The sequence below is a fragment of the Cellulomonas sp. zg-ZUI22 genome (genome assembly GCF_017353535.1).
Taxonomy (GTDB): Bacteria; Actinomycetota; Actinomycetes; order Actinomycetales; family Cellulomonadaceae; genus Cellulomonas; species Cellulomonas wangleii.
The window spans coordinates 677,806-698,099 of the sequence record NZ_JAFMUZ010000002.1 but is presented as its reverse complement, the minus strand read 5'-3'; the positions used below and the strand labels follow the sequence as shown (position 1 = coordinate 698,099).

Annotated in this window: 21 protein-coding genes; 8 read left to right on the top strand and 13 right to left on the bottom strand. The window is 76.1% G+C overall.

Annotated elements, in window-relative coordinates; all coding sequences use genetic code 11:
* Nucleotides 1–247 precede the first annotated feature (247 nt).
* A complete protein-coding gene (gene zapE, locus J1G43_RS10910; protein ID WP_374191797.1) occupies nucleotides 248–1,324 on the top strand; it encodes a cell division protein ZapE in 1,077 nt (358 codons plus the stop codon).
* Nucleotides 1,325–1,360: 36 nt separating this feature from the next.
* Here the strand turns inward: zapE and treZ are convergent, their stop codons facing one another.
* The 4 genes from treZ to J1G43_RS10890 form a co-directional block, all read right to left on the bottom strand.
* Entirely contained in the window at nucleotides 1,361–3,154 is a 1,794-nt protein-coding gene (gene treZ / locus J1G43_RS10905) for a malto-oligosyltrehalose trehalohydrolase (RefSeq protein WP_207378478.1), read from the bottom strand.
* Between the two features lie 7 nt (nucleotides 3,155–3,161).
* Nucleotides 3,162–5,681 carry a malto-oligosyltrehalose synthase gene (gene treY / locus J1G43_RS10900; protein ID WP_207378430.1) on the bottom strand — a complete coding sequence of 840 codons (2,520 nt, stop codon included), beginning with the start codon at nucleotides 5,679–5,681 and terminating at the stop codon, nucleotides 3,162–3,164.
* On the bottom strand, nucleotides 5,678–7,870 hold the full coding sequence (gene glgX / locus J1G43_RS10895; RefSeq protein ID WP_207378429.1) for a glycogen debranching protein GlgX: 2,193 nt from the start codon (nucleotides 7,868–7,870) through the stop codon (nucleotides 5,678–5,680). Before glgX ends, treY begins: the two co-directional genes overlap by 4 nt.
* A gap of 85 nt (nucleotides 7,871–7,955) precedes the next feature.
* On the bottom strand, nucleotides 7,956–8,750 hold the full coding sequence (locus J1G43_RS10890; protein ID WP_207378477.1) for a transglutaminase family protein: 795 nt from the start codon (nucleotides 8,748–8,750) through the stop codon (nucleotides 7,956–7,958).
* 198 nt (nucleotides 8,751–8,948) lie between these two features.
* Here J1G43_RS10890 and J1G43_RS10885 point away from each other — a divergent pair, with 198 nt between their 5' ends.
* From J1G43_RS10885 to J1G43_RS10875, 3 genes are all read left to right on the top strand, one after another.
* Nucleotides 8,949–10,124, top strand: a complete 1,176-nt coding sequence (locus J1G43_RS10885) for a glycosyltransferase (protein ID WP_207342042.1) — start codon at nucleotides 8,949–8,951, stop codon at nucleotides 10,122–10,124.
* 66 nt (nucleotides 10,125–10,190) lie between these two features.
* On the top strand, nucleotides 10,191–10,733 hold the full coding sequence (locus J1G43_RS10880) for a hypothetical protein (protein ID WP_207342041.1): 543 nt from the start codon (nucleotides 10,191–10,193) through the stop codon (nucleotides 10,731–10,733).
* A gap of 21 nt (nucleotides 10,734–10,754) precedes the next feature.
* Entirely contained in the window at nucleotides 10,755–11,024 is a 270-nt protein-coding gene (locus tag J1G43_RS10875) for a DUF6457 domain-containing protein (RefSeq protein ID WP_207378428.1), read from the top strand.
* Here J1G43_RS10875 and J1G43_RS10870 read toward each other — a convergent pair.
* The 5 genes from J1G43_RS10870 to J1G43_RS10850 are packed head-to-tail and all read right to left on the bottom strand — an operon-like array spanning nucleotide 10,996 to nucleotide 14,363.
* Entirely contained in the window at nucleotides 10,996–11,607 is a 612-nt protein-coding gene (locus tag J1G43_RS10870; RefSeq protein ID WP_207342039.1) for a molybdenum cofactor guanylyltransferase, read from the bottom strand. The genes J1G43_RS10875 and J1G43_RS10870 overlap by 29 nt on opposite strands.
* Nucleotides 11,608–11,636: 29 nt before the next feature.
* Nucleotides 11,637–12,350, bottom strand: a complete 714-nt coding sequence (locus tag J1G43_RS10865) for an ATP-binding cassette domain-containing protein (protein WP_242635652.1) — start codon at nucleotides 12,348–12,350, stop codon at nucleotides 11,637–11,639.
* Nucleotides 12,350–13,186, bottom strand: coding sequence for an ABC transporter permease (locus tag J1G43_RS10860; RefSeq protein ID WP_249670863.1), 837 nt, complete (start codon nucleotides 13,184–13,186; stop codon nucleotides 12,350–12,352). The genes J1G43_RS10865 and J1G43_RS10860 overlap by 1 nt, the downstream gene beginning before the upstream one ends.
* Nucleotides 13,183–13,968, bottom strand: a complete 786-nt coding sequence (gene modA, locus J1G43_RS10855; RefSeq protein WP_207342037.1) for a molybdate ABC transporter substrate-binding protein — start codon at nucleotides 13,966–13,968, stop codon at nucleotides 13,183–13,185. Before modA ends, J1G43_RS10860 begins: the two co-directional genes overlap by 4 nt.
* Nucleotides 13,965–14,363, bottom strand: a complete 399-nt coding sequence (locus tag J1G43_RS10850) for a molybdopterin-binding protein (protein ID WP_207342036.1) — start codon at nucleotides 14,361–14,363, stop codon at nucleotides 13,965–13,967. Before J1G43_RS10850 ends, modA begins: the two co-directional genes overlap by 4 nt.
* A gap of 94 nt (nucleotides 14,364–14,457) precedes the next feature.
* On the opposite strand from J1G43_RS10850, the gene J1G43_RS10845 reads away from it, so the two are divergent.
* Nucleotides 14,458–14,913, top strand: a complete 456-nt coding sequence (locus tag J1G43_RS10845) for a molybdenum cofactor biosynthesis protein MoaE (RefSeq protein WP_207342035.1) — start codon at nucleotides 14,458–14,460, stop codon at nucleotides 14,911–14,913.
* 4 nt (nucleotides 14,914–14,917) lie between these two features.
* On the opposite strand, the gene J1G43_RS10840 is transcribed toward J1G43_RS10845, so the two are convergent.
* A complete protein-coding gene (locus J1G43_RS10840; RefSeq protein WP_207371454.1) occupies nucleotides 14,918–15,232 on the bottom strand; it encodes a MoaD/ThiS family protein in 315 nt (104 codons plus the stop codon).
* Nucleotides 15,233–15,236: 4 nt separating this feature from the next.
* Nucleotides 15,237–16,286 carry a GTP 3',8-cyclase MoaA gene (moaA, locus tag J1G43_RS10835; RefSeq protein WP_207342033.1) on the bottom strand — a complete coding sequence of 350 codons (1,050 nt, stop codon included), beginning with the start codon at nucleotides 16,284–16,286 and terminating at the stop codon, nucleotides 15,237–15,239.
* A 112-nt stretch (nucleotides 16,287–16,398) separates the two neighbouring features.
* Between moaA and glp the strand changes: the two genes are divergently transcribed.
* Genes glp through J1G43_RS10820 form a run of 3 tightly spaced genes read left to right on the top strand, consistent with a single transcriptional unit; the run spans nucleotide 16,399 to nucleotide 18,621 of the window.
* The gene (gene glp / locus J1G43_RS10830; protein ID WP_207342032.1) at nucleotides 16,399–17,649 is read left to right on the top strand and encodes a gephyrin-like molybdotransferase Glp; all 1,251 of its coding nucleotides are present in this window, start codon (nucleotides 16,399–16,401) and stop codon (nucleotides 17,647–17,649) included.
* Nucleotides 17,646–18,125 carry a cyclic pyranopterin monophosphate synthase MoaC gene (gene moaC / locus J1G43_RS10825; protein WP_207342031.1) on the top strand — a complete coding sequence of 160 codons (480 nt, stop codon included), beginning with the start codon at nucleotides 17,646–17,648 and terminating at the stop codon, nucleotides 18,123–18,125. The genes glp and moaC overlap by 4 nt, the downstream gene beginning before the upstream one ends.
* Nucleotides 18,118–18,621: a molybdenum cofactor biosynthesis protein B gene (locus J1G43_RS10820; RefSeq protein WP_207342030.1), complete on the top strand. Its 504-nt coding sequence runs from the start codon at nucleotides 18,118–18,120 to the stop codon at nucleotides 18,619–18,621. The genes moaC and J1G43_RS10820 overlap by 8 nt, the downstream gene beginning before the upstream one ends.
* Nucleotides 18,622–18,631: 10 nt before the next feature.
* Here J1G43_RS10820 and J1G43_RS10815 read toward each other — a convergent pair whose 3' ends face one another.
* Together J1G43_RS10815 and J1G43_RS10810 are read right to left on the bottom strand one after the other, a co-directional pair.
* Complete coding sequence (locus J1G43_RS10815) at nucleotides 18,632–19,846, bottom strand: ThiF family adenylyltransferase (RefSeq protein ID WP_207378427.1); 1,215 nt, start codon at nucleotides 19,844–19,846, stop codon at nucleotides 18,632–18,634.
* Complete coding sequence (locus J1G43_RS10810) at nucleotides 19,843–20,184, bottom strand: cupin (protein WP_207342028.1); 342 nt, start codon at nucleotides 20,182–20,184, stop codon at nucleotides 19,843–19,845. Before J1G43_RS10810 ends, J1G43_RS10815 begins: the two co-directional genes overlap by 4 nt.
* Nucleotides 20,185–20,294: the final 110 nt, after the last annotated feature.

Below are 20,294 nucleotides of genomic sequence, written 5' to 3'. Positions count from 1 at the left end.
AGCGGGTCCGCGGACAGCAGGCGCACGGGACCGCGGCGGCGCGACAGCACCGACACAGGCAGCAGGTCCCGGGGAGGTTCACGTGGACGAGCGTGGCACGCGTGCGGGTGAATCGGGAGGGTGTGTCCGGATCCCGAGATGACTGCCCGGCATGCGGACACCCGTCCAGGACGCCCGAGAGTGCGGGTCGCCCGCTCGTGCCGGACGCGCAGGCCGCCCCGTGTCGTGGGACGTATCGTCGTCACCCGTGACCACCGCCGACCCCGTCGCGCCGCGCGCACGCCCGGACTCCCTGACGGCCCGTCACCCCCGGGTGCCCGCGTCGCGACTTCTCGCCGAGCTCGTGCCGCCGCGGCACTTCGCCCGCGAGTCCTTCGACACGTACGAGCCGGACGGGGCGCACCCGTCGCAGCGGGAGGCGCTCGACCGGCTGCGGGAGGTCGCGGGCGCGCTGAGCGGTCCCACGCGCAGCGGCGGGGCGTGGTGGCGGCGCCGCGCCGCCGCGCAGGCGCCGGCGGTGTACCTCGACGGCGGGTTCGGCGTCGGCAAGACCCACCTGCTCGCCTCGCTCGCGCACGCGGTGGGCACCGAGCGCACGTCGTACGGCACGTTCGTCGAGCTCACCCACCTCGTGGGGGCGCTGGGCTTCGCGGCGACCGTCGACGCGCTGGCCGCCAAGCGACTGGTCTGCATCGACGAGTTCGAGCTCGACGACCCGGGCGACACGGTGATGATGTCCCGCCTGCTGCGGGAGCTCACGGACCGCGGGGTCGCGATCACCGCCACCTCCAACACGCTGCCCGAGTCGTTGGGCGAGGGGCGGTTCGCGGCGGAGGACTTCCTGCGCGAGATCCAGGCGCTGGCCGCCCGCTTCGAGGTGCTCCGGATCGACGGCGAGGACCACCGGCACCGCGCGGTCACGACGCACGCCGCCACCCTGTCCGCGCAGGACGTGCGCGCCGTCGTCGCCGGCCGCCCGGGGGCCACGCTGGACGACCTGGACGCGCTGCTCGAGCACCTCGCGACCGTCCACCCCAGCCGCTACGGCGCGCTGCTGGACGGCATCGACCTCGTCGGGATCACCGGTGTGCACCAGGTGACGGCGCAGGACGTCGCGCTGCGCCTCGTGGTGCTCGTGGACCGGCTGTACGACCGCGACGTGCCGGTCGTGCTGGCCGCCGGGTCGGGGGCGGGCGCCACGGACGGCGCCGACCTGTTCACGCCGGACATGCTCGCGGGGGGGTACCGCAAGAAGTACTACCGGGCGCTGTCCCGCCTCGGCGCGCTCGCGGGCGAGGGGGCGGCCCTGGTCGGGCGGGACTGACCGCCGCGGCACCCGGTGTGCCGGACGCCGCGGCCGTCAGACCAGCACGACGACCGCGCGCGCGGGCACGTCCACGACCAGCGGCTCACCGGCGGCGTGCGGTGCGTGCACCGCACCGCCGTCCCAGGCGGCGACGACGCACAGGGGGTGCGACGCCGCGACGGGCACGGCCACGGGCACGTGGGCGAGGTTCACGACGACGCGCGCGTCACCCCGGTGCAGCACCAGGGCGCCCTGCCAGCCGGGGGCGTCCGTGGGCGACGGCGGGTCGAGCACGTCGAGCGACGTCCGGTGGCGGTCGCCCGACGCGAGGTCCGGGACCGACCGGCGCAGCGCGACGAGCACGCGGTACCACTCGAGCAGCCGCGCGTGGTCCGGCTGCTCCGGCTCGGACCAGTCCAGCACGCTCGCCGTGAACGTCGCCGGGTCCTGCGGGTCCGGGACGTCGACGGGGCCGCCGTACAGGTCGACCCAGCCGTGCCCGCCGAACTCCCGCGCGCGGCCCTCGCGGACGGACTCGGCCAGGTCGGGCTCGGGGTGGTCCGTGAAGAACAGCCACGGCGTGCGGGCCCCCCACTCCTCGCCCATGAACAGCATCGGCGTGAAGGGCGAGAGCAGGACCAGCGCGGCCTGGGCCGCGAGACCGCCGGCGTCGAGGCGCGCGGACGGGCGGTCCCCGAGCGCACGGTTGCCCACCTGGTCGTGGTCCGACGTGAAGGCGACGAAGCGGTGCCCGTCGACGTCGTCGGGGACCGGGGAGCCCCACGGCTCGCCGCGGAACGTCGACATGCCTCCGTCGTGGACGAACACCCGGGTCAGGGCCGTGCGCAGCGTCTCGGGGGAGCCGAAGTCCACGTAGTAGCCGTGCCGCTCGCCCGTCACCAGCGCGTGCACGGCGTGGTGCACGTCGTCGGCCCACTGGGCCGTCATGCCCCAGCCGCCGTCCTGCGTCGTGTCCAGCGTCACGACGTCGTTCAGGTCGGACTCGGCGACCAGCCCGATCGGCCGTCCCAGCTGCTCCGCCAGCTCCGCGACCTCGTCGGAGAGCTGCGCGAGCAGGTGCCGGGGGGAGTCGTCGCGCAGCGCGTGGACCGCGTCCAGGCGGAACGCGTCCACGTGGAAGTCACGCGCCCAGCGCAGCACCGAGTCGCAGATCCACCGGCGGACGTGCACCGCCCCGGGACCGTCCAGGTTGATCGCCTGGCCCCACGGCGTGTGGTGGGCGTCGGTGAAGTACGGGCCCAGCTCGTGCAGGTAGTTGCCCGACGGGCCGAGGTGGTTGTGCACGACGTCCAGGCAGACCGCCAGCCCGTGGGCGTGGGCCGCGCCGACGAACTCCTGCAGGGCCTGCGGCCCGCCGTACGGCTCGTGGACCGCGTACAGCGCGACGCCGTCGTACCCCCAGCCGTGCCGGCCGTTGAAGGCCGCCACGGGCATGAGCTCGACGACGTCCACGCCCAGCTCGACGAGGTGCTCCAGGCGCTCCGTGGCGGCGGCGAGCGTGCCCTGCGGCGTGAACGTGCCCACGTGCAGCTCGTACGTCACCGCCCCGCGCACGTCCACGCCGCTCCACCCGGCGTCGGCCCAGGCGAAGCGGTCGGCGTCGAAGACGCGCGCGGCGCCGTGCACCCCGTGGGGCAGCCAGGCCGCCCGCGGATCGGGACGCGGGTCGCCGCCGTCGAGCGAGAACGCGTAGTCGGTGCCGTGGGGCAGCTCGACCTTGGCGGCCCACCAGCCGTCGTCCTCGGCGTGCAGGGGCAGGCGGCGGTCCTCGTCCGGCAGCACGAGCTCGACGCGGCCGACGAAGGGCGCCCACAGGCGCGGTTCCAGCGGCACGTCACACCCCCTCCCGCACGAGCAGCGCCACCGGGAGCCGCTCGAGCACCTCGGCCACGCGCTGCACCCCGCCGCCGACCACCCGGTCGCTCAGCACGTCGTGCCACGTCCCGTCGGGGAGCGCCACGGTGTGGTCGGCCCAGCCGCCCAGCCGCTCGACCGCGGCCGCCAGCCGGGTCGCGACGACGACGACGCGCGGGTCGCCGCCCACGGTGCGGGCGTACGTCATGGCGTGCCCCGACGAGTGCGGCAGCGGGACGAACCCGGCGTGCGGTCCGACGAACGCGTCCGCGACGTCCCGTCGCACGCGCAGCGCCCGGGACGTGACCAGCATCTTCTCGTCCGCCAGGCCGCGCGGACCGGCGCCCTCGTCCAGGCGGGCGAGACGTGCGGCCAGCGCGTCCGCGTCGACCGGGCGCCGGTTGTCCGGGTCGACGAGGGTGGGCGTCGGTACCTCGGTGCCCTGGTAGACGTCGGCGACCCCCGGCAGCGTGAGCTGCACGAGCTTGGTGCCGAGCGTGGCCGCGCGCACCGCCTCGCGGGTGCGCAGGTCCCAGTCCCTGAGCAGCCCCAGCACGACCGGGTCGGTCCGGGCCTGCCGGGCGGCCGACAGGACGGTCTGCTCGTACGCCTCGTCGGGCGCCGTCCACGTGGTGTGCGACTTGGCCTCACGGACCGCCTTGGTGAGGTAGGCCACCAGGCGGTCCTCCTCGATGGGCCCGTCGTCGGTCCACGTGCCGGCCAGCGTCTGCCACAGCAGGTACTCGGTGCGGCCGTCGAGCAGCGTCCCGCGGTAGGGCGCGGACGCCCGCCGCAGATCCTCGACCAGCGCGGACCACTCGCGCGGCAGCTCCGAGATCACGCCGAGCCGGGCCCGGGTGTCCTCGCCACGCTTGGTGTCGTGCGTGGACAGCGTCGTCATGCCGAACGGTGCGCCCGCCTGCGCCCGGACGGCCCACGCCGCCAGGTCGGTGGGCGTGGTCGCGAAGCGGACCGGCTCGCCGCCGACCTCGCACAGCGCGACGAGGTGCGTCCACCGGTAGAACGCGGTGTCCTCCACCCCCTTGGCCATGACGGCCCCGCAGGTCTGCTGGAACCGCACGACGAGCTCGTCACGGCGCGGGTCGCGCGTGCGGCCCGCCGAGCCGGCCTCCCGGCCCAGCAGCAGGTCGACGAGGACGGCCATGGTGGCCTCGCGGTCGACGCCGAGGCGGCGGCGGGCCCGCTCGGCGGCCGCGGTCAGGACCGCGACCGACACGGGCGGCGCCGGCTCGCCCGGCACGACGTACGCGCGGTACCGGTCGAACGCGACGAGCAGCTCGACCAGGCACTCCTCCAGCGCACGCCACGTGTGGTCCCGCAGGCGCAGGTCCTCGTGGCAGATCTCGGCAGCGAGGTTGGTGAGGCGGTGGACCTCGGCGTACAGGGGCCCGTCGACCACCTCGCGCTTGGCCGTCTCCTCCACCTCGTCGAACGCGTCGGACACGTCACCGGTCAGGCGGTGCATGACCGAGCCGAGCAGCGCCGCGCCGCCGGGGTCGACGAACGCCTGCTGCACGCGCCACAGGGCCTCGTAGCCGGTGGTGCCGGCCGTCGCCCAGTCGTCGGGCAGCTCCTCCTCGCCGGCCAGGATCTTCTCGACGACCACCCAGGCGCCGTCGGTCGCCTCGCGCAGCCGCGCGAGGTATCCCGCCGGGTCGGCGAGGCCGTCGGGGTGGTCGATGCGCAGACCGTCCACGACGCCCTCGCGGAGCAGGCGCAGCACGAGCGCGTGCGTCGCGTCGAAGACCTCGGGGTCCTCGACGCGGACCGCCACCAGGGTGCCGACGTCGAAGAAGCGCCGGTAGTTCAGCTCCTCGTCCGCGACCTTCCAGTACGCCAGGCGGTAGTGCTGCCGCTCCACCAGCTCGGCCAGCGGCAGCTGCTCGGTGCCGGCGCGCACGGGGAAGACGTGGTCGTGGTACCGCAGCACGGTGGTCGTCCCGACGCCGGGGACGTCCTGCTCGACGAGCTGCAGCTCGTCGCGCGCGAGCACGGCCCCGATGCGGTCGCCCAGCACGGGCATCAGCACGGCACCGTCCCCGGCGGACCAGTCGACGTCGAACCACGTCGCGTACGGCGACGCGGGGCCGTCGGTCAGCACGGACCACAGCGCCCGGTTGTGCCACGCGGGGGTCGGCACGGCCATGTGGTTGGGCACGATGTCGAGCACGAGCCCCAGCCCGGCCGCGTGCGCCGCGTCCGCCAGCCGGCGCAGCCCCTGCTCGCCCCCCAGCACCGGGGACACGGTGTCGTGGTCGACGACGTCGTACCCGTGCGTCGACCCCGGCGCCGCAGCCAGCACGGGGGACAGGTAGACGTGCGTGACGCCCAGGCCGGCGTAGTACGGCACCCGGGCCGCCACGTCGTCGAACGTCAGGTCCTCCCCGAGCTGCACGCGGTACGTGGAGGCGGGGACGCGGTGGCCGGGGCGGACGGAGCGCCGGTCCGGCAGCGCGCGCTCGACGGGCTGGTCGCTCATACGTGCTCCCGCCCCAGCCTGCTCGCCTCCCGGGCGGCGGTCGCCGCCGACCCGCTGCCGGACGCCGAGGGCGTCTCCTGCTCCGGCGGCCGGGTGAGGAGCACCATCGAGCGCGGTGCGAGCGTCACCCGGCCGCGCGCCTTGACCTCCCGGCCCGGGCGCACCTGGGCGTCGGTGTCCAGCACGGCCGTCCACACCGCGCCGTACTCGGTGCCCGGCAGCTGGAACTGCCTCTTCTCCCAGTGCCCGTTGAACAGCAGCAGGAAGGAGTCGTCGATGACCTGCTCGCCGCGCAGGTCCGGCTCGTTGATGGCGTCGCCGTTGAGGAACACCATGACCGCGAACGCGTGCTCCGCGCTCCAGGCGTCGTCGGACATGGGTCCACCGGTCGGGGTCATCCACGCGATGTCGCGCAGGTCGGACTGCCCGCCGTGGTCGGCCGCGCCGGCGAAGAAGCGTCGGCGCCGGAACACGGGGTGGTCGCGGCGCAGGCGGACGAGCCGGCGCGTGAACTCCAGCAGCGACTCCCGCTCGTCGTCGAGGTGCCAGTCGACCCACGTGATCTCGTCGTCCTGGCAGTACCCGTTGTTGTTGCCGCCCTGCGTGCGCCCGAGCTCGTCGCCGTGCGCGATCATCGGCACACCCTGCGACAGCAGCAGGGTGGCGAGGAAGTTGCGCTGCTGACGGGCCCGCAGCGCCAGGATCTCCGGGTCGTCCGTCGGTCCCTCGACGCCGCAGTTCCACGACCGGTTGTGGCTCTCGCCGTCCCGGTTGTCCTCACCGTTCGCCTCGTTGTGCTTCTCGTTGTAGGACACGAGGTCGCGCAGCGTGAACCCGTCGTGCGCGGTGACGAAGTTGACGCTCGCGATCGGGCGGCGCCCGGTGTGCTCGTAGAGGTCGGAGGAGCCGGTCAGCCGGCTCGCGAACTCGCCGAGCGTCGAGGGCTCCCCACGCCAGAAGTCGCGCACCGTGTCGCGGTACTTGCCGTTCCACTCCGTCCACAGCGGCGGGAACCCGCCCACCTGGTACCCGCCCTCGCCGAGGTCCCAGGGCTCGGCGATGAGCTTGACCTGGGAGATGACCGGGTCCTGGTGCACGAGGTCGAAGAACGCCGAGAGCCGGTCGACCTCGTGGAACTGCCGCGCCAGCGTGGCGGCGAGGTCGAAGCGGAAGCCGTCGACGTGCATCTCGGTGACCCAGTAGCGCAGCGAGTCCATGATGAGCTGGAGCACCGCGGGCGAGCGCATGAGCAGCGAGTTGCCGGTGCCCGTGGTGTCGAAGTAGTGCGACGGGTCCTCGTCGACCAGGCGGTAGTAGCTCGCGTTGTCGATGCCGCGGAAGCTCAGCGTGGGCCCCAGGTGGTTGCCCTCCGCCGTGTGGTTGTAGACGACGTCCAGGATCACCTCGATGTCCGCGGCGTGCAGCGCCTTGACCATCTGCTTGAACTCCTGGACCTGCTGCCCGCTGCCGGCCATCGACGCGTACCCGTTGTGCGGTGCGAAGAAGCCGATCGTGTTGTAGCCCCAGTAGTTCGACAGCCCGCGCTCCTGCAGCGACGGGTCGTTGACGAACTGGTGCACCGGCATGAGCTCGACCGCGGTGACGCCCAGGCCCGACAGGTGCTCGACGACGGCCGGGTGCCCCAGTGCCGCGTAGGTGCCGCGCAGCTCCTCGGGGACCGCCGGGTGCAGGCGGGTCAGGCCCTTGACGTGCGCCTCGTACACCACCGACTCGTGGTACTGGTGCTGCGGCGGGCGGTCGTGGCCCCAGTCGAAGAACGGGTTCACCACGACGGAGGTCATCGTGTGGCCAGCCGAGTCGGTCTCGTTGCGGGTGCCGGGCTCTCCGAACGTGTACGAGTACAGCGACGGGTCGCCGTCGACCTGCCCGTCGATGGCCTTGGCGTACGGGTCGAGCAGGAGCTTGGAGGGGTCGCAGCGGTGCCCGGCGGCCGGGTCGTACGGGCCGTGCACGCGGTACCCGTAGCGCTGCCCGGGGGCGATCGAGGGCAGGTAGCCGTGCCACACGAACGCGTCGACCTCGGGCAGGTCCACCCGGGTCTCCGTGCCGTCGTCGTCGATGAGGCACAGCTCGACGCGCTCCGCGACACCCGAGAAGAGAGCGAAGTTGGTGCCGGTACCGTCGTAGGTCGCACCGAGCGGATAAGGGCGTCCGGGCCAGGTCTGCATGGCGAAAGCGTGCCAGGGCACCATCGGATCGGCTCGCTGAGCCGGTGTGCCTCAGATCACGTCCGTACGCCGGTGGCCTCCCGGTTCACCCGATCGACACGAGGTCGCGCACGTCGTCGTCCGGCAGCTCGTCGGCCACCGCCGAGACCTGCAGCTCACGCAGCGTCGCGGTGCCGCGGTGCACCGACAGGAACGCCGTGTCGGACGCGTCGCGGCCGGTCGCGATGCGCACCAGGCTCGACCGCGGGGCGAGCGTCGTGGCGTCGAGCACGCGCCACTGACCCTCCACGTAGGCCTCCGCCACGGCGTGGAAGTCCATGGGGTCCAGGCCCGGGGCGTACACCGCCGCGAGCCGGGCGGGGACGTCGAGGGCACGCAGCAGGGCGACGACCAGGTGCGCGAAGTCGCGGCAGACGCCGCGCCGCGCGAGGAGCGTGCGCACGGCTCCGTCCGTCGGCAGGCTGGTGCCCGGGGCGTACGCGAGACGTGTACCGACCCACGAGCTGACGGCCCCCAGCAGGTCGACGCCGGCCAGCCCGACGAACTCCGCCCGCGCGGTCGGGGCGAGGGTGTCGGACTCGCAGTAGCGGGACGGCCGCAGGTAGAGCAGCTCGTCCGAGGGGTCGCCGGGCTCCGGCTCCGCCGCCCGTCCGGTGACGCTCGCGCGGTAGTCGACGGTGAGCGGTCCGGGCTCGACGTCGAGGACGTGGAGCCGGGACCCGTGCGGGTCCACGACCTCGCGCGGCACCACGGGACGACCGCCCGACAGGATGCTCAGCTCCTCGACCGGGTCGTGGCGGTGGGAGACGGCGATCTCGAGGACGAGGCGCGCAGGGGAGGTGACGTCGAGGACCAGGTGGGCGGTCATGTCGCGATGCACGTGCGTCATGGTGGCAGCCGTGTGCACGCTTGTCTCGTCAGGGTTCGTGGGAGTTTGCGCCGACCGTGGGGCTCTGCGCCGCTGAAGCGTTTAGCCCGGGTGAGGGGCTCGGCGCGGCAGATCGTGTCGGTTACCGTGACAGGACGTTCTGCGACGCGACGCGACGGGGCGTCGTCGGAAGACCGGAGGCAGGTGCACATGGACGGAGCGCCGGATCGCGCGGGAGCGGTGCTGACCGTGATCGTGCCGACGTTCAACGAGGCCCCCAACGTCCCCGAGCTGGTGCGCCGCGTCGGGGAGGCGACCCGAGGGCTGGGTGTCGACCTGCTCGTCGTGGACGACTCCACGGACGACACCGCCGACGTGGCGCGTGCGCTGGCGCCGACCGCCGAGCTGCCCGTGCGCGTGATCCACCGCCGGACCCCCGAGGGTGGCCTCGGCGGTGCCGTGCTCGCGGGCGTGCGCGCCAGCACGACGCCGTACGTCCTCGTGATGGACGGTGACCTGCAGCACCCGCCCGAGCTCATCCCCACGCTGCTGGCGCGGGTGCAGGAGCCCGACGTGGACGTCGTCGTCGCCTCGCGGTACATCGGGGACGGCTCCAGCGCCGGCCTGTCCGGCGCGGTGCGCCGGGCCGTGTCGTCGACCTCGACCGCGGTCACACGCGCGATGTTCCCCGTGCGGCTGCGCGACTGCTCCGACCCGATGACGGGGTTCTTCGCGGTCCGGCGTGCGGCGATCGACCTCGACACGCTGCGTCCCCGGGGCTTCAAGATCCTCCTCGAGATCCTCGCGCGCCACCCGATGCGCGTGGTCGAGGTCCCGTTCGTCTTCGGCCAGCGTTACGCCGGGGCGTCCAAGGCGAACCTGGCCCAGGGCGTCCACTTCATGTGGCAGCTCGCCGGCCTGCGGTTCGGGCGGATGTCGCGGTTCGCCATCATCGGCGGACTGGGCGCGCTGGCGAACATCGGGATCGTCGCGGCCATGACGAGCCTGGGCGCGCACTGGCTGCTGGCCGCGATCGTCGCCGCCGAGGTGACGATCGCGGGGAACTTCCTGCTGCAGGAGCGCTTCGTCTTCCGCGACCTGCGCCACGAGGGCAAGGGCGTGTGGGCCCGGTTCGGGCAGTCGTTCGTGTTCAACAACGTCGAGACGATGGTCCGGCTGCCGCTCGTCGGCCTGCTGGTGAACACGATGCACGTGGCCGCGGTGCTCGCGACGGCGATCACCATCGCGATCGCCTTCGTCGTCCGCTTCACGTTCCACTCCCGCGTCGTGTACCGGCCGCGCGCGTCGAGCCGGCGTGAGCAGCTGGTCGAGCGGGAGGCCGAGCAGGCGGTCGCCCCGCCCGCCCCGTCGAGCGAGACCGTCTGACGCTCTCCGCGTGCGCGCGGTCCCCGAGGGCCCCAGGATCGGGGCACGCCGATCCGGGAGGACGCCATGACGCAGCCCGACGCCACGCGCATCGACCTGACGCTGGTCCGCACCTACCTCAACGACCACATCACGGGCGCCAGCGCCGTCGCCTCGCGGGTCCAGCGGATGAGCCGCAACCCCGACGCGGGGCAGGACGCCGCCGACCTCGAGCGGCTGGCGACCGAGCTGCGCGAGGAGCGTCGCGTGCACGAGGCCACGGCGCGTGACCTCGGGTTCCGGCTCTCGCGCTGGAAGCACCTCGGTGCCGCCCTCGCCGAGCGCGTGGCGCGGCTGAAGCCGAACGGCCGCGCCGTCGGCCGGTCCCCGATGACCATCGTCCTGGAGCTGGAGGTGCTGCGCTCGGGCCTCGAGGGCAAGCGCCTGGGCTGGACGACGCTGCGGGAGCACGCCGTGGCGCTCGACCTCGACGCGGAGCGCCTCGACGCGCTCGTGGCGCGCTCGCGGGAGCAGGCCGAGCTGGTCGAGGCCATGCACGCCCGGCACCGGGCGCAGGCGTTCGACGCACCCGCCGCGCACGAGGGGCGCGCCGCCGGGGGCCGTGGCTAGGCTGCGACGACGGAGGTGGCGATGGACGCGCTGCAGGACTGGACCGGCCGGGCGGCCCCCGCGCTCGGCGTCGACCCGGCGCTCGTCGCGGCGACGCAGGACGAGGTCCTCGACATGGTGCGCGACGTGGCCCACGGCGTCCTGCGCCCCGCCGCCCCGCTGACCGCGTACGTGGTGGGACTGGCGGCCGGCCGGGCCGCCGCCGGGGGTGACGACCCCGAGACGGCGGTGCGTGACGCGCTGGCCCGTGTGGCGGAGCTGCTCAGCGAGGAGCCCGCGGCGGCGGGCTGAGGGCGGCGGCCACGCGGCGGGCGGTCGCCAGGTCGTCGGCGTCGTCGACGTCGAGCGCCGTCGCGGCGGACACGGCGACGCCGACCGTGCGCAGGCCCGCCACCAGGTCCCGCGCCGGTCGCCCGTGCAGGTCCCGGGTCAGCCGCTCGCGGACGGCCGCCAGGCGGTAGGCGGCCAGCAGCGGCTGGGGACGCCCGTCCGGGCCCGCGGCGAGCGCGGCGTCGAGCGCGGCGTCGGCGTCCAGCGCCGCCAGCAGCGCCCCGACGGCCGGCCCGGCGAAGGGCTGGTCCCCGGCGAGCACGACGACCACCGGTGCGGCCGGGTGCGCCGCCCGGGCCGCGGCCACACCGGCGCCGACGCCGGCGAGCGGGCCACCGCCCGCGGGCTCCTCGCGGGTCCACACCACGTCGCGACCCACGTCCTGCGGCTCGCCGACGACGACCGTCGGCAGCGGTGCGACGTCGTCGAGCAGGCGCCGCAACGGGGAGCGGCCACCCACGTCGAGCGCCGTCTTGTCCGCGCCGCCCAGGCGGCGCGCGGTGCCGCCGGTCAGGACGACCACGACGGCGGGTGCAGCGGTCACGTCCGTCACGCTACGGCCTGCCGGTGCCGTCAGCCCGCCGCGGCGACACGCCGGACGTACGCGGTCGCGGGGGCGGCGGCGACCTCGGCCGGGGCACCCCGCTGGACCGCGCGCCCCGCCTCGAGCACCAGCAGCTCGTCGGCGAGCTCGAGCGCGTCGCGCAGGTCGTGCGTCACCACGAGCGCGGGCACACCGGCGGCCACGGCCCGGCGGACGACGCCGCGGACCCGGTGCCGCGTCCCGGCGTCCAGCGCGCCGAACGGCTCGTCGAGCAGCAGGGCCCGCGGGCGCGCGGCGACGGCCCGGGCCACCGCGACGCGTTGGGCCTGCCCGCCGGACAACCGGTCGGCGCGCGTCCGGGCGTGCTCCGCCAGGCCGACGTCCGCCAGCAGCGCGTCGGCCGCCGCGCGTGCCGCGGCCGCGCGCACCCCCTGCGCCCGCGGGCCGAACGCGACGTTCTCGCGCGCGGAGAGGTGCCCGAACAGCGCACCGTCCTGCAGCGCGACGCCCAGGCGGCGCTGCGCCGGCGGCCGGTGGTGCCCGGCCGCGGCGTCGGCGAGCACGTCGTCCCCCAGGCGCACGTGCCCCGCCGTCAGCGGGACCAGGCCGGCGACGGCCTCGAGCAGCGTCGACTTCCCGCTGCCGTTGGGGCCCATCACCGCGAGCACCGCACCGGGAGGGACGCGTAGCGCGACGTCGAGGGTCAGGGACCCGCGCTGCACCCGGGCGTGGACGTCGAGCATCACCGCGACGCCCTCCTGCCGGTGCCGGCACCCGTCCCGGGCAGGCCGCCGAGCCACCGCCCGCGCAGCGCGACCAGCACGGTCACCGAGAGCGCCAGCAGCAGCACCGACATCGCCACCGCCTGGTCGGGTGCGGTGTCCATCGCCTGGTAGACCGCCAGCGGCATCGTGCGGGTGGTCCCGGGGAAGCTGCCGGCGAACGTCACGGTGGCCCCGAACTCGCCGAGCGCCCGCGTGAAGCAGAGCGCGGCACCCGCGGCGACGCCCGGGGCGACGGCGGGCAGGGTGACCCGGCGCAGCACGTACCCGGGCGACGCGCCCAGGGTCTGCGCGGCGAGCGCGCGGCGGCGGTCCGCCCCGCGCAGGGCGCCCTCGACCGCCAGCACGAGGAACGGCAGGGACACGAACACCTGGGCCAGGACGACGGCGACGGACGTGAACGGCACGCTCACGCCGGTCCACGCGTGCAGCGCGCCGCCGAGCAGTCCCCGCCGCCCCAGCAGCAGCAGCAGGGCGACGCCGCCGACCACGGGCGGCAGCACCAGGGGCACGGTCACCAGTGCGCGCAGCAGCCGGACGCCGCGCAGGTCGTCGTGCGCGAGCACCCACGCCAACGGGACGCCCACGAGCAAGGACACCCCTGTCGCCGCCGTGGCGGTGCCGAGCGACAGACGCAGCGCCTGCAGCACGGCGGGGTCGGCGACGAGCGCGGGCAGGTCGCCCCAGGGTGTCGCCAGCAGCAGCGCGACGAGCGGGAGCACGAGAACCGCGACGCCCGCGGCGGCCGCGAGGACCAGTGCCCACGAGGCCGGCGAGCCGGTGGTCCGGGCGCTCACGGCGGGCCGAACCCGGCCGCGGCGAACGCCCGGCGTCCCTCGGGGCCCGTCAGCAGCGTGACGAAGGCCGCGGCCGCGGCGGGGTGCGGGGCACCGGGGACCACGAGCGCGGGGTGCGCGGTGGGGACGTCCGCGGCCTGCGGGACGTCGACGCCCTCGACGGCACCGTCGGCCGCGAGCACGTCCGTGCGGTACACCAGGCCCGCGTCGGCCTCGTCGAGGACCAGCCGGGTCAGGACGGCACGCACGTCGCGCTCGAGGGTGTCGGGCGCGGCGACGACTCCCGCCCGCGCCAGGACGTCCGCGGCGACCGCCCCGCAGGGGACCTGCGGGGCGCACAGCGCGACCGTCAGGTCCGGGTCGGCGAGGTCCGTGAGCGACTCGACGCCGCCGGGGTTGCCGGCCGGCACGGCGAGCTGGAGGTGGTTCGTCGCCACGACGACGGGGTCGCCGCCGAGCGCGCCGGTGACGGTGACCATCGTGTCGTCGCTCGCGGTGAGCAGGACGTCCGCCGGCGCACCGGCGACCACCTGGGCGGCGAGCGTCGCACTGGACCCGAAGGCGGTCTCGACGCGCAGCCCGGGGTGCTCCGCCTCGGCCCGCTCCGCCAGGGCCGTCACCACGTCCGTCAGGGACGCGGCCGCCAGGACCACGAGCCGACCCTCGACCCGGCCGGCGGAGGGGTCGTCGCCCGCGCTCGCGGCGCCGGTGGTCGTGCAGCCGCCGAGTGCCACGGCCACGCCCAGCAGCGCGGCCGTGAGGACCGGCACGCGGCGCGTCACCGGCGCTCGACGTGCTCGACGGCGACGTTCGTCGCCTTCACGGACGCGACCGCGACGACCCCGGGCTCGAGCCCCAGCTCGTCGGCGGCCTCGCGGCTGATGAGCGACACCACGCGGTACGGCCCGGCCTGGATCTCGACCTGGGCCATCACGGTGTCCCGCACGACCCGGGTGACGATGCCACGCAGCCGGTTGCGCGTGGAGCGGTGCTCGCCGCCGGGCTCGGGCCGCGCCCCCAGCTCCTGCGCGAGACCGGCCAGGGCGAGGCCGTCGACCTCCCGGTGGCCGGACGACCCCGGGGCGGCGGCGAGCCGGCCGGAGTCGATCCAGCGGCGCACGGTGTCGTCGCTGACGCCCAGCAGGGTCGCGGCCTCGGCCACGCGGTAGGTCGGCACGTCCCGATCGTAGGGGCGCTGCCGCACCTGCGGACAGCGCGCGGGGCGGCGCACCGCACCTGCGGCACTGGTGGCGCAACCCTAGGCTGGCGCGGTGACCGGACCCGAGGACCGCCCGTACGAGCCCGCACGCCGCGTGCTCACCGCGCGCGTGACCCCCGACCCCGTGGACGTCGACGCGCTGGCCCGCGCGGTGCAGGACGCCGCCGCCGGCGCGGTCGTGACCTTCGCCGGCGTGGTGCGCGACCACGACCGGGGACGGGGCGTGACCGGGCTGGAGTACGTCGCCCATCCCGACGCGCAGGACGTGGTGGAGCGTGTCGTGGCCGACGTCGTCGCCCGCAGCCGCGTCGACGCGGTCGCCTGCGTCCACCGCGTCGGCACACTGGCCGTGGGGGAGTGCGCCCTGGGCGTGGCGGTGTCGGCCGCCCACCGGCAGGACGCGTTCGCGGCCGCCGCGCTGCTGGTCGACGAGGTCAAGGCCCACCTGCCGGTGTGGAAGCGCCAGGACCTCACGGCGGGCGGTCACGAGTGGGTCGGCAGCGCCTGACGGCTCAGCCGCCTGCGAACGGCGGCAGCACGTCGACACGGGAGGGCGCGCCCAGGGGCTCGCCACGGTCCCGGTGCAGCACCCCGTCCACCAGCAGGGCGCACCGCGCCGCCACGTCCCGCAGCGCGGCTCCGTGGCGTGCGGCGAGCGCGTCGAGCAAGGTGCCGACCGTGGCGCCCGCGGGCACGGGCACCTGCTCGCTGTCGACCCCCGCGGCCTCGGCGGCCGCCGCGAAGTAGCGCACCTCCACCGTGGTCGCCGACGCGCCGAACGACGGCGCCGGCGGGGTCCCGGCCGTGGGCGACGGGGTGCTCGTCATGCCGTCATCCTCCGATCGCGCTCATGGTCCGGGCGGGCTGCAGGAAGGTCGGGTCGTCGATGCCGTGGCCGGCGGCCTTGCCGCGCATCGCGGCCCGCCAGGCGTCGGCGACCGCGTCGTCGTCGGCCCCGCCGCGCAGCAGCCCGCGAAGGTCGTCCTCGTCACGCGCGAACAGGCAGCTGCGGACCTGGCCGTCGGCCGTCAGGCGCGTGCGGTCGCACGCCCCGCAGAACGGCCGCGTCACCGAGCCGATCACCCCGACCGTCGCGCCCGGGTGCCCGGCGACGTGCCACGTCTCGGCCGGCGCCCCGGCCCGGGCACCGTCCGGCTCCGCGACGAGCTCGAACGCCGCCGACAGCGTGTCGAGGATCTCGCGCGCCGTCACCAGGTCCTCCCGCCGCCACGACCCGTGCGGGCCCAGCGGCATCTGCTCGATGAAGCGCAGGTGGTACCCGTGCGCGAGCGCCCAGGTGAGCAGCGGGACGGCCTCGTCGTCGTTGACGCCGCGCACGAGCACCGCGTTGACCTTCACGGGCGCCAGCCCCGCCGCCGCGGCGGCTGCCAGGCCCGCCAGCACGTCGGCGTGCCGGTCGCGGCGCGCGATCACCGCGAACCGCTGCGGGTCCAGGGAGTCCAGCGACACGTTGACGCGGCCGAGGCCGGCGGCGGCGAGCGCGTGCGCGCGCTTGTCCAGCCCCAGCCCGTTGGTGGTCAGGGCCGTGCGCACCGGGACGTCGTCGGCCGTGCGCAGGGCCGCCGTCGCGCCGACGATGCCCTCCAGGCCGCGCCGCAGCAGCGGCTCGCCGCCCGTGAACCGGACCTCGCGCACGCCGAGCAGCTCGACACCGATCCGCACCAGGCGCACCACCTCGGCGTCGGTGAGGACGGTGTCGTCCGGTGCCCACGGCAGCCCCTCGGCGGGCATGCAGTACGTGCAGCGCAGGTTGCAGCGGTCCGTCAGCGAGACCCGCAGGTCGGTGGCCACCCGGCCGTACCGGTCCACCAGCCCCCCCGTCGGCCGCGAGGTGGCACCGCCCCCGCTCACGGCTCCCATCCCGCGATGATAGGGACGCCCCGTGGTGCCCGCCGTGGGGCGTCCGCTGCCCGGACGGTGCGCCGCGCCGGGCGGGCGAGGGGACCCGCGGACCCGGCAGTAGGTTGGGCGCATGGCCGACGTCCTGCCCGCCGGGCCCGCGCTGCCCGCCCGTGTCGTGCGCAGCCTCGACGAGCACGCGGCCGCCGTGCTGGCGCTCGGACGCCCGCTGCCCGCCGTCACCGTGCCGTCCGCGCAGGCGCGCGGGCGTGCGCTGGCCGCCGACGTGCGCAGCACCCTCGACCTGCCCCCGTGGGACAGCTCGGCGATGGACGGCTACGCCGTGCGCAGCGCGGAGCTGCACGTCGGCGGCGCGCTCGAGGTCGCCGACGACGTCGCGGCGGGGGACACCCGCGACGTCCGCCTGCCCACCGGGGCGGTGGCTCGCGTCATGACCGGCGCCCCGGTGCCGGACGGCGCCGACGCGGTCCTGCCCGTCGAGCTGACCGACGGCGGCACGCGACGCGTCCACGTGCAGGGCGTCGTCGCGCCCGGGGCCCACGTGCGCCGTCGCGGCGAGGACGTGCGCGCGGGTGACGTGGTGCTGCACGCCGGGGACGTGCTCGGCGCCGGGGCCGTCGGTCTGCTCGCCGCGACGGGACACGCGCACGTGGCCGTCCACGCGCGCCCGCGCGTCGCGGTGCTGTCGACCGGGTCCGAGCTGGTGCCCCCGGGGCAGCCGCTCGCACACGGGCAGATCCACGAGTCGAACGGGCCCCAGCTCGCCGCCGCGGCCGAGGCCGCCGGTGCCGACGTCGTCGCCGTGCGGGTCGTGCGTGACGACGTCCCCGCGGTGCGCGCCGCGCTGGCGGCGCTCGTCGGTGAGGCCGACCTCGTCGTGACCACCGGAGGGGTCTCGGTCGGCGCGTACGACGTGGTCCGCGACGCGCTGCTGGCCGACGGCGCGGGCGAGCTCGTGCACGTGCGCATGCAGCCCGGCAAGCCGCAGGCCGTCGGGGCGCTCGCGGACGGCACCCCGGTGCTCGCGCTGCCGGGCAACCCCGTCAGCTCGTTCGTGTCGTTCGAGGTGTTCGTCCGCCCGCTGCTGCGTCGCCTGCTCGGCGCGCGCCACGTGCACCGGCGCAGGCTCACCGCCGACCTCGCCGCGGACCTGCGGTCGACGGCCGGCCGGCGGCGCCTGCTGCGCGCGCGCCTCGACTGGGGGTCGGGGCGGCCCGTGGCCGTCCTGGTCGGCGGTCCCGGGTCGCACCTGCTCGGTGCCCTGGCCGGCGCCGACGCGCTCGTCGACGTCCCCGAGGACGTCGCGCACCTGGCCGCGGGGGACCCCGTGACCGTCATCGACCTGAGGGAGCACGACGCGTGACCCAGCCCGACCGCCTCACCCACGTCGACGCGCACGGCGCCGCGCACATGGTCGACGTCGCCGACAAGGACGTCACCGTGCGCAGCGCGCGGGCCACCGGGCGCCTGGTCACGACCCCGCAGGTGGTCGCGCTGCTGCGGGGTGACGGCGTGCCCAAGGGCGACGCGCTCGCGGTGGCCCGCATCGCCGGCATCCAGGCGGCCAAGCGCACGCCGGACCTCGTGCCGCTGTGCCACCCGGTCGCGATCCACGGCGTGAGCGTGGACCTCGAGGTCGTCGACGACGGCGTCACGATCGACGCGCGCGTGCGCACGGCCGACCGCACGGGCGTCGAGATGGAGGCCCTCACGTGCGTCGCCGCGGCCGGCCTGACCCTCGTCGACATGGTCAAGGCGGTCGACCGCGGCGCCCACCTCACCGACCTGCGCGTCGAGGAGAAGTCGGGCGGCCGCAGCGGGACGTGGACCCGTGCCTGAGCCGACGGACGCCACCACGCCGTGCGCCGTGGTCGTCACCGTGTCCGACCGGGCCGCCGCCGGCACGTACGACGACGTCTCCGGGCCCGTGCTCGTCGACGGGCTGCGGGCGCTGGGGCTGCGGGTCGCGGACCGGGTGGTCGTCCCCGACGGCATGCCCGTGGAGCGCGCGCTGCGTCAGGCGGTGGCGTCCGGCGCGGCCCTGGTGCTGACCACCGGCGGGACGGGCCTGGGCCCGCGCGACCTGACGCCCGAGGCGACCCTGGCGGTGGTGGACCGCACCGTGCCCGGGATCGCCGAGGCGCTGCGCGCGGACGGCGTGCGCCGCGGTGTGCCCGGTGCGCTGCTGTCGCGCGGCGTCGCCGGGGTGGCGGGTCGCACGCTGGTGGTCAACGTCGCGGGGTCGCCCGGTGCCGCGCGCGACGCGCTCGAGGTGCTCGCAGGCGTGCTGCCGCACGCCCTGTCCCAGCTGGCGGGGGGCGACCACCCCGGCTGAGCGGGCGGTGTCAGGCGGTGTCGGGCCCCGCGGGCGTCCGCGCCCACGCGGCCACCCCGCCGGGCAGGTGCCGCGCGTCCCTGACACCGGCCGCACGGGCCAGGGCGGCCGCGTGCGCGGACCTGCTCCCCACCCGGCAGACGAGCACGAGGGGCCGGTCGGGGTCGAGCCCCGCGAGCGTCGTCTCGGACACGAACTGCGCGAACGGCACGTGGCGGGCTCCGGGGAACGGCAGCGCTGCGACCTCGACCGCGTCGCGCAGGTCGACGACGTCGGCGTCGTCGGCCGCCACGACGTCGCCGGTGCGCACGTCCCGCGGCGCCGGGCGCCCGGCGGGAGCGCCTGGGGGAGCGTCTGCGGGAGCGCCCGTAGGGGCGTCGGCGCGCCGCACTGGTGACGGGGCGTCCGTCGCGCCGCCCGCGCCGTCGCGCCGGGAGTCACCCGCGCGGCGGCGCACCGGCACGTCGTGCCACGTGCCCGCGAACGCGTCGTGCACCACGACCCGGCCCAGCAGCGTCCGGCCGGCGCCGCACACGAGGCGGACGACCTCGAGCGCCATCGCCGCACCGGCGGCCGCGCAGACCGCGCCCAGCACGCCGTCGACGGCGCACGGGGGGACGGTGCCGTCCGGCGGCGGGCCGCCGAACACGTCGCGCAGCGTGACGCCCTCACCGACCGGGGGCGTCGACCAGAACGTGCTCACCTGGGCGTGCCCCCGCTGCAGCGAGCCCCACACCCACGGCAGCCCGAGCCCCGCGCACACGTCGTCGAGCAGGTAGCGGGTCGCGAAGTTGTCGCTGCCGTCCACGACGAGGTCGTACCCCGCCAGCAGGGTGCGGGCGTTGTCGGCGTCCAGCCGCACCGGGTGCGCACGGACGTCCAGCGCCGGGTCGAGGGCGCGGACCGCGTCGGCGGCCGAGTCGACCTTGCGGCGCCCGACGTCGGCCGCACCGTGCACCACCTGGCGCTGCAGGTTGGAGACCTCGACCACGTCGTCGTCGACGATCCCCAGCGTGCCCACCCCCGCGGCGGCGAGGTACAGGAGCACGGGCGAGCCCAGCCCGCCGGCGCCGACGACGAGCACGCGCGCCGCCAGGAGCCGGCGTTGGCCCGCCTCGCCGACCTCGGCGAGCGCCAGGTGCCGCGCGTAGCGGGCCACCTGGCCCGGCGTGAGCGGGGGACCGGGCTCGACGAGCGGCGGGAGCGGGGTGCCCGCGGGGCTCACCCGTGCGACCCCGTCGCGACCCCCGTCACCGTGGTCAGCAGCACGACGCTGTCCTCGAGCGCCTGCACGGCGTGCCGCTCGTGGGTGAGCTCCCAGAGCTCACCGGCGCCGACCTCCTGCTGCACGTCGCCGCCGACCTCGACGCGGACCCGCCCGACCAGCGTCTGCAGGCTGGCGGCGGGCGGCGACGCGTGCTCGCCCAGGCGGGAGTCGGCGACGAGCGCGATGACGGTCTGGCGCAGCTCGCCGTCGTGCACGACGAGCCGAGCGCTGCGGCCGTGCGGGTCCGTGCGGGCGGCGTCGAGGAGCTCGGTGGTCAGGGCGTGGAGGTCCGGCATGGGTCGATCCTCGCAGGCGGGTCCACGCTCCGCGTCGCGGCACGCTCGTCCGCCCGCGTCGCCGGTCCTCCGCCGGACCCCGAACCGCACCCCGCGCCTCGCACCTCACC

Bases quoted from the DNA above. Each gene is read 5' to 3' on its own strand.
- J1G43_RS10875 (WP_207378428.1), top strand. From the start codon at position 10,755: ATGGACGCGCTGCAGGACTGGACCGGCCGGGCGGCCCCCGCGCTCGGC.
- J1G43_RS10880 (WP_207342041.1), top strand. From the start codon at position 10,191: ATGACGCAGCCCGACGCCACGCGCATCGACCTGACGCTGGTCCGCACC.
- J1G43_RS10840 (WP_207371454.1), bottom strand. From the start codon at position 15,232: ATGACGAGCACCCCGTCGCCCACGGCCGGGACCCCGCCGGCGCCGTCG.
- J1G43_RS10810 (WP_207342028.1), bottom strand. From the start codon at position 20,184: ATGCCGGACCTCCACGCCCTGACCACCGAGCTCCTCGACGCCGCCCGC.
- J1G43_RS10885 (WP_207342042.1), top strand. From the start codon at position 8,949: ATGGACGGAGCGCCGGATCGCGCGGGAGCGGTGCTGACCGTGATCGTG.
- treY (WP_207378430.1), bottom strand. From the start codon at position 5,681: ATGAGCGACCAGCCCGTCGAGCGCGCGCTGCCGGACCGGCGCTCCGTC.
- glgX (WP_207378429.1), bottom strand. From the start codon at position 7,870: ATGCAGACCTGGCCCGGACGCCCTTATCCGCTCGGTGCGACCTACGAC.
- glp (WP_207342032.1), top strand. From the start codon at position 16,399: ATGGCCGACGTCCTGCCCGCCGGGCCCGCGCTGCCCGCCCGTGTCGTG.
- J1G43_RS10865 (WP_242635652.1), bottom strand. From the start codon at position 12,350: ATGCTCGACGTCCACGCCCGGGTGCAGCGCGGGTCCCTGACCCTCGAC.
- moaA (WP_207342033.1), bottom strand. From the start codon at position 16,286: ATGGGAGCCGTGAGCGGGGGCGGTGCCACCTCGCGGCCGACGGGGGGG.